Below are 13,011 nucleotides of genomic sequence, written 5' to 3' on the forward strand. Positions count from 1 at the left end.
CGCGTCCGCGGGTGCGCTGAGCATGGGACTCTCCGGGAGCGTCCCGATGGCCGTGGTCTCGGCGGCCCTGCTGGGCGCGGGGACGGCCGTGATGCAGCCGGCGCTCGCAACCCTGATCGTCTGGTGCTCCAGCCCGGCGGGCCGGACTCGGGCGTTCGCGACGCAGTTCTTCCTGCAGAACCTGGGGCTCGGCATCGGCGGTCTCATCGGCGGCCAGATCGTCGACGCGGACCGCCCTGGAAGCTTCACCCTTCTCTTCGCGATCGAGGCGGCGATGTTCGTCGTCCTGGCGGGGATCGCCGCGACCGTGAAGATGCCCGTGTCGCCGTCCATCCAGGATCCGCGGCCCATGGACTCGGAGACCAGGGCCAGGGGTGGGCTGCGTGCACTGCTCGGGCACCGGGCCATGGTGCAGCTGTGCGTTCTCGGCTTCGTCCTCTTCTTCGCCTGCTACGGGCAGTTCGAGTCCGGGCTCGCGGCGTACGGCACCGAGGCCGCAGGGATCGACCCGGCGACCCTCGGCTTCGCCCTGGCGGCGAACACGGCCGTCATCGTGGTCGCGCAGTTCGTCGTGCTCCGGTTCCTCGAGCGGCGGCGGCGTACGCGCGTGATCGCCGCGGTCGGGCTGATCTGGGCCGTCTCGTGGCTCTTCGCGGGGTACGCGGGTCTGGGACACGGCAGCCAGGCCATGGCGACGGCCGCGTTCATCTCGACGTACGCGCTCTTCGGGCTCGGTGAGGCGATGCTGTCGCCGACGGTGGCTCCGCTCGTCGCCGATCTGGCGCCGGAGGCGATGGTCGGGCAGTACAACTCGGCCTTCGCCCTGGTCAAGCAGCTCGCGCTGGCGGTCGGTCCGGCCGTGGGCGGGCCGATGGGGGCCGCACTGCACGGACCGTACATCGTGACGTTCGTCCTCTTCTCCCTGGGCATCACCGTGCTGGCCCTGCGCCTGGGCAAGCAGCTCACGCCCGTGCAGGACCTGCCGGTGCTCGCCTCGAAGTCGCGGATCGTGGCCGGGCGCCGTCCCGACCGGGACAGCCGCGAGACCAGCCGCGACGACAACAAGGCCGGGACCGCGGCCTAGTCGGGGAGCGCGAACTCGCACCACACCGCTTTGCCGCCGCCGGGAGTGCGGCGGCTGCCCCAGGACGAGGCGATCGTCGCGACGATGGAGATGCCGCGGCCCGCCTCGTCCTCCGTTTCCGCGCGGCGGCGGCGCGGCAGATGGTCGTCCCCGTCCGTCACCTCGATGATCAGGCGGCGGTCGGTGCGGCGGAGCCGCAGACGCATGGGCGGGGTGCCGTGCTGCAGCGAGTTCGCGACGAGTTCGCTGGCGGCCAGCACCCCCAGGTCGCACAGCTCGCCCGGGAAACGCCAGGACGCCAGGACCCCCGAGGCGAAGGCACGCGCGCGGGGCGCCGCTTCGATGCCGCCGAGCAGTTCCAGGGCGGCGTTGTGGAAGAGCTCCGCGTCCGTGCCCGTACGGGTGGGGTGCTGGAGGACCAGGACCGCGACATCGTCGTCATGCTCCGCCGTGACGCCCAGGGAGCGGATCAGACGGTCGCACACCACCTGTGGAGTGCCGGTCGCTCCGGCCAGCGCGCGCTCCAGGGCGGCGACCCCCTCGTCGATGTCCTCTCCGCGCCGCTCGATGAGACCGTCCGTGTAGAGGACGGCGGTGGAGCCGGGCTGGAGCGGGATGGTGCCCGACGTGTGGATCCAGCCGCCGGTGCCGAGCGGAGGTCCTGTGGGCTCCTCGGCGCGGTGGACCGTGCCGTCCGCGTCCCGCACGAGGATGGGCAGATGGCCCGCCGACGCGTAGACGAGGCGTCCCTCGTTCGGGTCGTGGACCGCGTACACGCAGGTGGCGATCTGGCTGGGGTCGATCTCGGCGGCGAGTCCGTCGAGGAGCTGGAGCACCTCGTGCGGGGGCAGGTCGAGGCGGGCGTAGGCGCGGACGGCGGTGCGGAGCTGGCCCATGACGGCGGCGGCGCGCACCCCGCGGCCCATGACGTCGCCGATGACGAGGGCGGTGCGGCCGGCGCCGAGCGTGATGACGTCGTACCAGTCGCCGCCTACCGCGGCGTCCGTGCCGCCCGGGCGGTAGTCGGCCGCGATGCGGAGGTCGTCCGGCTGTTCGAGCTCCTGTGGGAGGAGCGAGCGCTGGAGCGTGACGGCGGTCTCGCGGTGGCGGCGCTCGCTGGCGCGCAGCCGCTCGGCGGCCTCGGCGTGGTCGGTGACATCGGCGGCGAAGACGAGGACTCCGGAGCCGGGCACCGAACCGGAGGCGGTGATTCCAGGGACTTCGGAGGCACCGGGGCCATCGACGGCGTCCTGGACTTCGGGGACATCCGCGGGCAGGCACGTGACCGTGTACGAACCACCGCCCTTGACGCGACGGGACTTCACCGTGCGGGGCTTTCCGCTGCGCAGCACCTGGTCCATGAGCGGGAGCAGGCCCAGCTCGGTGAACTCGGGGCACGCGTCGGCGGCGCGGACGCCGATGGGGCGGGGGCCGAAGGCCGCAGCGTAGGCGTCGTTGACGTACGTGATGCGGTGCTCGGGGCCGTGGACGAGGGCGACGAGGGCGGGGAGCCGGCCGAGCAGCTCCCGTACGGAGAACTGTTCGAGCATGGGCGCGTCGGTGAGGTCCGGCGTGCCGGCGGCACCGCTGACACCTGTGGCGTCGCCGGGACCCGCGGCGTCGGGCGAGCGCCCCGGCCGCTGGTCGTACTCACCGCGGGCCGCGGGCACGGAGCCGCGGTCGACCCTCGCTGCGGCGCGACGCTGCGTACCGGGGAGCCGGGCGCTCCAACGCGTGAAGTTCACGAATTTCCAAGCCTCGTGTGTCGGTCGTGCTGGTCGTCTCGGGTCACTCCGCCGGGGCGGGCCGGGGGTCCGGGGGTTGCCCCCGGGTGGAGCAGCCAAGCCTCGTGTGTCGGTCGTACTGGTCGTGGTGGTCGTGGTGGTCGTCTGGGGCCGCCGGAACGCTCAGGAGCTCGGATCACCACTCAAGGGACGGGGATCACTCAGTGCATGCGTCGGTCCACCTATCGTCACACGTCCAGTGTGGCCGACCGCACTGACAACCAAGACTGACGAGAGTGTCAGCCCTCCCCGGGATCCTCCCCCGTCCGTGATTGCCGCCTGCCTTTGGCGCCGTTGGGCGGATCCTCGTGACGGCGTGTGAGGGGCCGGGAGGGGACCGCGCCCGCGGCGAGTTCGAACTCGGCGCGCGGATGCTCCAGCGAGCCGAGCGAGACGATCTCACGTTTGAAGAGGCCCGACAGCGTCCACTCGGCCAGGATGCGTGCCTTCCGGTTGAACGTGGGCATGCGGCTGAGGTGATACACCCGGTGCATCAGCCAGGCCGGATAGCCCTTGAGCTTGCGGCCGTAGACATGCGCCACGCCCTTGTGCAGGCCGAGCGAGGCGACGGATCCGACGTACGCGTGGGCGTACTCCTTGAGGGGCTGTCCGCGCAGCGAGGCGATGATGTTCTCGGCCAGCACCTTGGTCTGGCGGACGGCGTGCTGGGCGTTCGGCGCCGTCTCCGCGCCCGGCACCTTCGAGGTGACGTCCGGTACGGCCGCGGCGTCGCCCGCCGCCCAGGCGTGATCGACCCCCTCCACGGTGAGCCGGGGCGTGCACTTGAGGCGCCCGCGTTCGTTGAGCGGCAGGTCGGTGGAGGCGAGGACGGGCGCGGGCTTGACGCCGGCGGTCCACACGACCGTGCGGGTGGGCAGGCGAGTGCCGTCACTGAGAACGGCGATCCGGTTCTCGCAGGAGTCGAGGCGGGTGTCGAGGCGTACGTCAATGTTGCGGCGCCGCAGCTCGCGGACGGCGTACGTGCCCATCTCCTCGCCGACTTCAGGGAGGATGCGGCTGGTCGCCTCGACGAGGACCCATTTCAGGTCCTCGGGCTTGATGTTGTGGTAGTAGCGCGTGGCATAGCGGGCCATGTCCTCCAGCTCGCCCAGCGCTTCGACCCCCGCGAAGCCGCCGCCCACGAAGACGAAGGTGAGGGCGGCGTCGCGCAGTGCGGGCTCGCGTGTGGAGGACGCGATGTCCATCTGTTCGAGGACGTGGTTGCGCAGGCCGATGGCCTCCTCGACGGACTTGAAGCCGATGCCGTACATGGCGAGGCCGGGGACCGGGAGGGTGCGGGAGATCGAGCCGGGCGCAATGACCAGTTCGTCGTAGCCCAGCTGGACGCCGCCCGCGCCCTCCTCCTCGGTGGCGAGGGTGGCGACGGTCGCGGTCCGCTTGGCGTGGTCGACGGCTCTGACCTCACCGATGAGGATCCGGCACTTGGCCAGGACCCGGCGGAGCGGGACCACCACGTGGCGGGGTGAGATCGCGCCGGCCGCCGCTTCGGGGAGGAAGGGCTGGTACGTCATGTACGGCTCTGGCGTCACGACGGTCATCTCGATCCGGCCGCGGGCCAGCTCGGCCTTGAGCTTCTGCTGGAGACGGAGTGCCGTGTACATCCCCACGTAGCCGCCGCCGACGATGAGGATGCGCGTGCGCGGCGAGGAGCCGGGGGTCGTGTCCCGGGAGTTTGCAGCCTTCACCATCCCATGACGCAACGGTCCCGGGAGTTTGTCCACAGCCCCGGCAAATTGTGTGACCGGAGGTTCTGGCCGGACATCGCCGGTCCGGTTCCCGGGGTTGGGGAAGGTACGCAGGTCAGGGCGGGCGCGGGAGGTGGAGGGAGGGGGCCGAATCGGGAACGTTCCGGCCCTTGCTCCGATCGGGGGGCACACCGTGCGGAAGAGCCCCTTCTGAATTGACCTCGACTCAACTATGTTCGTACTTCGTCGGGGTGTCGGGTCGGTGACTCGTCTGATTCACCTCGGCTGTCAGGGCGGGGAGTCTCCGGGGGGAGACAACATCATCACCGGGGGAACGGTTATGCACACTCAGGAATCGCATTGGCAGTCCGCTGCCGCTTCCGACGGCAACGGCACGCGCGTGGGCAACGGGCGCGCGACGGGGGCGGTGACCGGATCAGTGACCGGACCGGTCACGGGAGCAGCGGGGACGGCCGGTGCGGGGGCAGGCGCGGCAGGGCGTTCGGCGCCGCTGCGCGTGGATGCCCAGCGGAATCTGGAGCATGTACTGCGCGCCGCACGCGAGGTGTTCGGCGAGCTGGGGTACGGCGCACCGATGGAGGACGTGGCGCGCCGGGCGCGCGTCGGTGTCGGCACGGTCTACCGCCGTTTTCCCAGCAAGGACGTCCTGGTGCGACGGATAGCCGAGGAGGAGACCTCCCGGCTCACCGAGCAGGCGCGCACGGCGCTGGGGCAGGAGGAGGAGCCGTGGTCGGCGCTCTCCCGCTTCCTGCGCACCTCGGTCGCGTCCGGCGCGGGGCGGCTGCTGCCGCCGCAGGTGCTGCGCGTCGGTGTGGACGGGGACGACCCGACGGTCCTGCCCGAGGCCGTACCGGAGGTCCTCCCCGAAGTCATGGGGGGCGCCGGGCAGGGTGCGGGCAGGGACGGCCGGGGCGGGGCACGGGTGCCGCAGCAGCGGCAGGGTTTCGGCGGCCAGCCCGGCCTGCGAGTGGTCGGCTCCCGCCCCGAGACGGCCGTGCAGGACGACGCGGGGACGGGCGAACTGCTGGAGGTCGTGGGGCAGCTCGTGGAGCGGGCGCGGTCGGCAGGCGAGCTGCGGGCCGATGTCACGGTGGCCGATGTGCTGCTGGTGATAGCCACGGCGGCACCGTCCCTGCCGGACGCGGCACAGCAGGCCGCGGCCTCGGCACGGCTACTGGACATCCTGCTGGAGGGTCTGCGGTCGCGGCCGGCGTAGCGGCGCGTGTGGGGGCAACGGGTGCCCGAACGGCTGTCCGGACGGCTGCCTGAACGAATCCGGGGCGGCATCCGAGGACGGATGCAGCCCGGCAGCCGGATACCCGCAGCCGGTGCCGGATGCCGGAGCGGGCGACGGGTGCTCGTACGGCGCAGTCGTACAGTCCGCTAAGCATTCCCCGTTCGGGTGAATGGTCTCGCGCGGTCCCGGAAGGTCTCCCCGGACGAGTGGTAGCCGGGAGGTGGCGTACTGCCGGTCATCTCTCTGTGGCACTCTTGGCCGGTGTTCGGGTCACTGCGTGCGTACGGGGGCTTCCTCGATGAGCGGTAACGGTCGGGACGAACCACTCGGCGGCGCCCCTGGGGCGGAGACCGGCGGGGCGCATCGGCAGGTTCCGAGCCAGGGCGGGCCGGGTCATGCCATGCGTACGCCCGGGCAGTCCGCCGACGGAGCGTATGCGCGGGATGCCGATGCGAGCGTGCCGCCGCAGCGCGAGCGCGGCGGCAGGGCGACGGCCGACGATCTGCCGCCGTCGGACGCCGACTTGGTCCAGCGGATGCGGGGCGGCGACAGCACCGCGTACGCGGAGTTGTTCCGCCGGCACTCGGACGCCGTGCGCCGGTACGCGCGCACGTGCTGCCGCGACGCGCACACGGCGGACGATCTGACCGCCGAGGTCTTCGCCCGCACGCTGCAGGCGGTGCGGAGCGGCGCCGGGCCCGAGCACGCCGTGCGCGCCTATCTCCTGACGACCGTGCGCCGCGTCGCCGCTGCCTGGACGAACTCCTCGAAACGGGAGCAACTGGTCGAGGACTTCGCGGTCTTCGCCGACCAGGCCGCCCGCTCCTCCGAGGTCTCCGACCAGGACACCCTCGACCTCGGCGCCGACGTCCGGGCCATGCACGACGCCGAGCAGTCGCTGGCCCTGCAGGCGTTCCGCTCGCTGCCCGAGCGATGGCAGGCGGTGCTCTGGCACACGACCGTCGAGGAGGAGTCGCCCAGCAAGGTGGCCCCGCTCTTCGGGCTCACCGCCAATGCCACGGCGGTACTGGCCAGCCGGGCCCGCGAGGGCCTCAAGCAGGCTTATCTCCAGGCCCATGTGAGCACCGCGCTCACCTCTGGTGGCGACTGCGCGCGGTACGCGGACCGGCTCGGGGCGTATGCCCGGGGCGGGCTGCGGATGCGGGCCGAGCGGGGCCTGCGCAAGCACTTGGAGGAGTGCGTCAAGTGCCGGCTGGCCGCGGGCGAGCTGGAGCAGGTCAACGCGGGCATCCCCGCGCTGCTGCCGATCGCCGTCATCGGCTGGTTCGCCGGCGGGTACTCGCTCAAGGCCGCCGGGATCGTGGCAGGCGGCGCCGCGGGAGCGGCGGGAGCGGGTGCCGCCGCCGCCTCGACGGGGTCCGCCGCGTCCGGGTCGGGCACGGCCGGTTCCGGATCCGGCGGGGCCGCTGCCTCGGAGGGCCTGGGCGCACCGGCGAAGGCAGGGCTCGCCGCCGCTGCGGCCCTCGCCGCGGCCGCCGGGCTCGCATGGGCGCTCGCCGGCGACCCCGCGTCCGTGCCCGCGAAGCCCGAGGCGAAGCCGCCCGTCTCGATGCCCGTCGCACCGAAGGCACCCGCCCCGTCCGCAAAGCCGGAGCCTCCGGCGCCGCCCGCGCCCCCGGCCGAGGAGCCTGCGCCGCCGCAGGAGCCGTCGACCGCCCCGGTCGCGCACCCCGTGGAGCAGCCCGAGCCCCCGGCGGCCGAGCCGACCACGCCGCCGCCGAGTCCGGAGCCGCCCGCGGCCGAGCCGAAGCCCACTCCGCCGCCCCCGCCGTCCGTCTACCAGGTCAACGAGCTGAAGTTCGGCACCGTCGGCGACCACGCCGAGCCCGAAGTGCGGCTCGCGGAGAGCAGCTGGATCTGGAAGCGCTGGGGCATGTCGATCGACGGCACCCGCTACGAGCAGGGCGTGTCGGTGCACGGAAGGTCGTCCGTGACGATCGACCTGAACCAGCAGTGCACCTCCTACGAGGCGTCGGTCGGCATCGACGATCTGACGCTGGGAACGGGCAGCGTGCGGTTCTCCGTCTACGGGGACGGGGCACGACTGTGGCAGTCGCCCGTGATGAACGGCGGTGACCCGGCGGTTCCGGTGAGCGTCGGCATCGCGGGGCAGAAGTCGATCCGCCTCGTGGTGGAGCCGCAGAAGCCGTCCGACACGGTGACGGTCGCGGACTGGGCCCAGTCCCGGATCAACTGCTCCTGACCGCGGCGCCGGCGCGTTCGGGCCTCGCGCTCCACGGCCTCGGCCCACAAACCACCGGGGTCGGCCACGGCCGGTGACCTGACCCGGGGGGCGCGGAGGGGTCGGGTTCGGGACACTCAAGCGTGATTTGTGGCACGCGCCGAAATCCCGGACGACTACACGCTTCCGAGTGGGCGCGCGACGTACGAGGGTCCGGGGGTTTCCCCCGGAAAAGCACAGCATGCCGTCCCGAACACGAGCCCCGCAGCGCCACCCGGACGGCAACCACCCGCCACCGGGCAACCCCAACACCCCAGCCCGTCCGGCGCTTGAGGACAAAAACCCCGGCCCAGCCACCGCCACCGGACAACACCAGCGCCGCCAACCCGCCCCCCGCCGGAGGCGCTACGCCCGCAGCGTCGGCCTCGGCGGCACACCCGACGCCACCGCACGCCGGCGTGGTGCCGCCGTGCCCGTCCAGCAGGTGCCGCGGCGGGCCAGGAGGCGGCGGAGCCAGAGCTCCGTGGAGACCAGGTCCGCGAGGCCGTCCAGCGGGACCGGCTCGCCCTCCGACGCCGCGCGCAGCGCCCGGCGGACGACCCGCGCCTCGACCAGGCCCGCGTCGGCGAGCAGCGGCGTGTCGAAGAGGGCGAGCAGTTCGGGCAGCGCGAGCCGCAGGCCCGTCCGGGTCGCCGCCGTCGACGCGGCCTGGGACGGCGCGCCCCAGCCCGGCGGCAGGTCGTGGATCCCCGCGCCCGCCAGCACCGACCGCAGGACCGTCACCCGCGCCCCCGGCTGTACCCGCAGCGCCTCGGGGAGGCCGCGTGCGGCCCGTACGACCTGGTTGTCGAGAAAGGGCGCGTGCAGCCGCTGGCTGCGTACCTCCGCCGCCTGCTCCAGCACCCGGTGGTCCGCCGCGGCGCGGGCGAGCGCGGCGCGCGCCCGCGCCTCGCCGGGCCGTTGCACCGATGTGGGCCGGGTCGCCGCCTCGGCCAGCCGAACCGATACTTCGGCGAGCGCCTCCCCTGTGAGCCAGCGCGCCGCGGGTCCCGGCCGGGACCAGGCGAGGGCGGCCAGGGAGGCGCCCACGGGCCCGTTCACCGAGGCGACGGCCCGGTTCGCCGAGGGCAGGTGCGCCGCCGCGGCCTCCAGCCCGGTCCGGTACGGCGTACGGGCCAGCCGCCGCGCCGCACGGTAGACGGTCAGCGGGACGAGCAGCGATCCCGCCGACGCCCCTTGGGCCTTGGCCAGTGCGGAGACGGGCCGGAGCAGTGGCCGGCGCCGGCGGTCGATCAGGAGGTCCGCAAGCCGCGCGGGATGCGCGTCGAGGACCTGGCGTGCGGCGAACCCCGTGAGGTGGTCGGCGCTGCCGGCGGCGAGGCGGCGCCGGTGGCGTTCGGCGACCACCAGGGACGCGCCCGGTTCGTCCGTCAGCGGTCCGGACTCCAGGTCGGCGTAGGGGAGGGCTTCTTCGCCGGCCGCGACGACGACGTGGTGGAGCCGGGGGTTCTCCGCGATGGCCCGGGCCCGTTCCAGCTCGGCTTCCCGCCCTTCCCCCGCGGCCAGGTCGTTGAAGGTGACGGCCAGCAGCCGTTCCCCCGCGCCGGTGCCGTGCCCCAGTACCGTGCCCGGCGCCCCGGGCAGCCCGGCGGCGAGCAGGGCAAGCGTCGCGGAGGCGCTGCCTCCGGACAGGTCGGCGCCGATGCCCGGCACGGGTGCGCCGCGTGCCGCGCGCCGCTCCGACGGGCCCATTCCGGGAACGGGACCGGGGTCGGGCGGCAGCACCCCCGGCGCGTGCCGGGGCGCGGTGAGCCGGGCGCGTACGGCGTCGACGAGCGCGTCCCGCATAGCGTCCATCGCCCGCTCCGCCTCGGGCTCGGGTGCGGCGACGGCGAGCGAGGCGACCGGTTCGTACCCCGTGATCTCGCGCGAGCCCTCGCGCAGGATCAGCGCGTGCCCGGGCGGGATGCGCTTGACGCCGGCGTACGGGGTGGAGTCGCGCAGCGCCTCCGGGGTCTCGGGGCAGGCGAGCAGCGCGGCGAGGTGGCCGATGTCGAGCTGGGCCTCGATGAGGTCGGCCAGGGGCAGCGCCGCGGTGGCGTACGCCGTGCCGTTCGCCCAGGGCGTGTAGAAGACGGGCCGCGCGCCGGCGAGATCACCGGCGATGGTGATGCGGCGGCCGACCTGCACGACGGCCGTGTAACTGCCTGCCCAGGCGGTGAGATGCCGCAGCGCCCCGCCGCGGGCGGCGAAGAGGCCGACGCGCAGCTCCTCGTCATTGGCGGCGCAGCATCCCAGCACGGCGACGCGGGTGAAGGGGTCGGCGGTGACGACGCGCACCTCGTCGGGCCGCCAGTCGCCGACGGCCCACAGCGGATCGGGGTCGCCCCACAGCAGCTGGGCGCCGACGGGGTGGACGGTGCGGTTCTCGTCAGTGGAGCCGGTGGCCGTCGCCCCCGCCGTACCGAAGCTTGCGGCGATACTGCTCCATCCCACCAGCCACCGCATCGCGCCTCCACAGCCTGTGGACAACTCTGGGTCGGCCAACCGCCGATGAGGACATGCTGCCACGACAACGGCGCATGGGAGGGTCTCCGGGCCGCTCGCGCGTAAAGTGAACACGCCCCTGGCATGGGCGGATTGCACTCGGAGCGTGGGGCGCACCCGTGGTGCGCCGCCGCAGCGGCCAACTTCCGGACGGAGATCAGACGGAGATCAGACGGAGATCGCACCAACATCGCACGGCCTCCGCACGGACGCCTGACGGCCTCCGCACAGACGCCCGACGGACAAGGGACGACTCCCGGAGGCCGTCGAAGGACGCCGAAGGACGCCGGAGCGAGCGTCGACATTCGGCCATTCTCCGAACAGCACGGAACCGAACACCGGTCCGGACAGGGGGCCGCGCGCACGGTCCGGGAGGTGCTGACCACCCCCCGGACCGGTCCGCCGCCCGCGGGGAAATGAGGCGGCGGTGTCCCCCAGCCCACTGGATCCCTGTGCCAGTGGGCCGACCCACGCACCACTCATGGAAGCGCCCACGCCAGCGCCCGACGAGAGCGCACGGACGGGCGCACGGCCACACACCGGGAGCACGAGGACGGCCGGACCCGGCCCCGTTCACACAACAATCTCGCCATACGGACGACCGCCTCTTAACGGTCGGGATCCGGCGAACTACGCTGTGTGTCACTGCTGTTCTCCGCGGGGGGTGCATATTCCGAAGGGCTCGGCCAGATGCTCTTGCGGCGAGGTCCGGGACCCGGGCCGGCGTCGGCGGAGGCCGTGCCCCCGGGGGAGAACGCAGCACGAATGCCGTGCGCCTGCACCGGGCGCCCCGGCGGCCGTCTGTGTGTCGAGGGGTGGCGCATGTCCAGGGAGCAACGCGGGCCGAACGAAAAGCTCGGCACCGTTCTCGCCCTCGCGGGAATCAGCAACGCCGGCCTCGCCCGGCGGGTCAACGACCTCGGCGCGCAGCGCGGTCTGACCCTTCGTTACGACAAGACGTCGGTGGCCAGGTGGGTGTCGAAGGGCATGGTGCCGCAGGGCGCCGCGCCCCATCTCATCGCCGCCGCCATCGGGCAGAAGCTGGGCCGCCCGGTGCCGCTGCACGAGATCGGCCTCGCGGACGCCGACCCCGCCCCCGAGGTTGGGCTCGCCTTCCCGCGCGACGTGGGTGAGGCGGTCAGGTCGGCCACGGAGCTGTACCGGCTGGATCTGGCCGGGCGGCGCGCGGGCGGCGGCGGGATCTGGCAGTCGCTGGCCGGTTCGTTCTCGGTGAGCGCGTACGCCACCCCCGCGTCCCGCTGGCTGATCACGCCCGTGGATCCGTCGGTCGCGCGGCACGTCGAGCGCGATGACGAGCGGAGCGCCGAGCGGAACGCGCAGCATTCCCCCGAGGACACCACCGCCACCGCCTCCCCCGCCGTCTCCCACACGGCCTCCAACGCCTCCGAGGGGGCGCCTACGGACCCGGCCGCGGACGGCGCCACCGACGACGGGCTGGTCCGCGTCGGCCACACCGACGTCGCCAAGCTGCGCGAGGCCGCCGAGGACGCCCGCCGCTGGGACTCCAAGTACGGCGGCGGGGACTGGCGTTCCTCGATGGTCCCCGAGTGCTTACGGGTCGACGCGGCCCCGCTGCTCCTCGGTTCGTACTCGGACGAGGTCGGCAGGGCGCTCTTCGGAGCCACCGCTGAGCTGACCCGGCTGGCGGGCTGGATGGCCTTCGACACCGGCCAGCAGGAGGCGGCGCAGCGGTACTACATCCAGGCGCTGCGCCTCGCCCGCGCCGCCGCCGACGTCCCCCTCGGGGGATACGTCCTTGCCTCGATGTCGCTCCAGGCGACCTACCGGGGCTTCGCCGACGAGGGCGTGGACCTGGCCCAGGCGGCCGTCGAGCGCAACCGCGGACTGGCCACCGCCCGCACGATGAGCTTCTTCCGGCTGGTCGAGGCGCGCGCGCACGCGAAGGCGAGCGACGCGGCGGCGGCCGGCGCGGCGCTCAAGGCCGCGGAGAGCTGGCTGGAGCGGGCCAGGGAAGGCGATGCCGACCCGTCCTGGCTGGGCTTCTACTCGTACGACCGCTTCGCCGCCGACGCCGCGGAGTGCTACCGCGACCTGAAGGCGCCGCGCCAGGTGCGCCGCTTCACGGAGCAGGCGCTGTCCCGCCCCACGGAGGAGTTCGTGCGGTCGCACGGGCTGCGGCTGGTGGTGAGCGCCGTCGCCGAACTGGAGTCGGGGAACCTCGACGCCGCGTGCGCTGCGGGCACCCGGGCGGTGGAGGTCGCGGGCCGGATCTCGTCCGCGCGTACGACGGAGTACGTACGGGACCTGCTGCACCGGCTGGAGCCGTACGGCGACGAGCCGCGCGTGGCGGAGCTGAGGGAGCGGGCCCGGCCGCTGCTGATGGCACCGGCGTGAGCCACACCCCTCCGTAAAGCGTGTCCCACCTGGTTTAACGCGAATGTCAGTGG

At 73.5% G+C, this 13,011-nt stretch carries 7 protein-coding genes (1 of these 7 cut by a window edge); 4 read left to right on the forward strand and 3 right to left on the reverse strand.

Annotated elements, in window-relative coordinates; genetic code table 11:
* A protein-coding gene (locus KK483_RS16300) for an MFS transporter (RefSeq protein ID WP_262009535.1) crosses the window boundary here: on the forward strand, nucleotides 1-1,084 show its 3' portion. 233 nt of this gene lie to the left of the window's left edge; the window shows 1,084 of its 1,317 coding nt (coding positions 234-1,317); its start codon lies off the left edge, out of view; the stop codon is at nucleotides 1,082-1,084.
* On the opposite strand, the gene KK483_RS16305 is transcribed toward KK483_RS16300, so the two are convergent.
* Nucleotides 1,081-2,829, reverse strand: coding sequence for an ATP-binding SpoIIE family protein phosphatase (locus KK483_RS16305; RefSeq protein WP_262005959.1), 1,749 nt, complete (start codon nucleotides 2,827-2,829; stop codon nucleotides 1,081-1,083). The two genes, KK483_RS16300 and KK483_RS16305, sit on opposite strands and share 4 nt — an antisense overlap.
* Before the next feature lie 278 nt (nucleotides 2,830-3,107).
* Nucleotides 3,108-4,577 (reverse strand): NAD(P)/FAD-dependent oxidoreductase, encoded by a 1,470-nt coding sequence (locus KK483_RS16310; protein WP_262005961.1) that lies wholly within the window; start codon nucleotides 4,575-4,577, stop codon nucleotides 3,108-3,110.
* A gap of 337 nt (nucleotides 4,578-4,914) precedes the next feature.
* Between KK483_RS16310 and KK483_RS16315 the strand changes: the two genes are divergently transcribed.
* Together KK483_RS16315 and KK483_RS16320 are read left to right on the forward strand one after the other, a co-directional pair.
* On the forward strand, nucleotides 4,915-5,811 hold the full coding sequence (locus KK483_RS16315) for a TetR/AcrR family transcriptional regulator (RefSeq protein WP_262005962.1): 897 nt from the start codon (nucleotides 4,915-4,917) through the stop codon (nucleotides 5,809-5,811).
* 319 nt (nucleotides 5,812-6,130) lie between these two features.
* Entirely contained in the window at nucleotides 6,131-8,056 is a 1,926-nt protein-coding gene (locus KK483_RS16320) for a sigma-70 family RNA polymerase sigma factor (RefSeq protein WP_262005963.1), read from the forward strand.
* A 384-nt stretch (nucleotides 8,057-8,440) separates the two neighbouring features.
* On the opposite strand, the gene KK483_RS16325 is transcribed toward KK483_RS16320, so the two are convergent.
* Nucleotides 8,441-10,543, reverse strand: a complete 2,103-nt coding sequence (locus KK483_RS16325; RefSeq protein WP_262005964.1) for an asparagine synthase-related protein — start codon at nucleotides 10,541-10,543, stop codon at nucleotides 8,441-8,443.
* A gap of 861 nt (nucleotides 10,544-11,404) precedes the next feature.
* On the opposite strand from KK483_RS16325, the gene KK483_RS16330 reads away from it, so the two are divergent.
* Complete coding sequence (locus KK483_RS16330) at nucleotides 11,405-12,958, forward strand: MFS transporter (RefSeq protein ID WP_262005965.1); 1,554 nt, start codon at nucleotides 11,405-11,407, stop codon at nucleotides 12,956-12,958.
* Nucleotides 12,959-13,011 lie beyond the last annotated feature (53 nt).

The sequence above is a fragment of the Streptomyces sp. FIT100 genome (assembly GCF_024584805.1).
Classification (GTDB): domain Bacteria; phylum Actinomycetota; class Actinomycetes; order Streptomycetales; family Streptomycetaceae; genus Streptomyces.

Coding starts and splice junctions, on each gene's coding strand:
- KK483_RS16310 (WP_262005961.1), bottom strand. CDS start 4,577: ATGGTGAAGGCTGCAAACTCCCGGGACACGACCCCCGGCTCCTCGCCG.
- KK483_RS16315 (WP_262005962.1), top strand. CDS start 4,915: ATGCACACTCAGGAATCGCATTGGCAGTCCGCTGCCGCTTCCGACGGC.
- KK483_RS16320 (WP_262005963.1), top strand. CDS start 6,131: ATGAGCGGTAACGGTCGGGACGAACCACTCGGCGGCGCCCCTGGGGCG.
- KK483_RS16325 (WP_262005964.1), bottom strand. CDS start 10,543: ATGCGGTGGCTGGTGGGATGGAGCAGTATCGCCGCAAGCTTCGGTACG.
- KK483_RS16330 (WP_262005965.1), top strand. CDS start 11,405: ATGTCCAGGGAGCAACGCGGGCCGAACGAAAAGCTCGGCACCGTTCTC.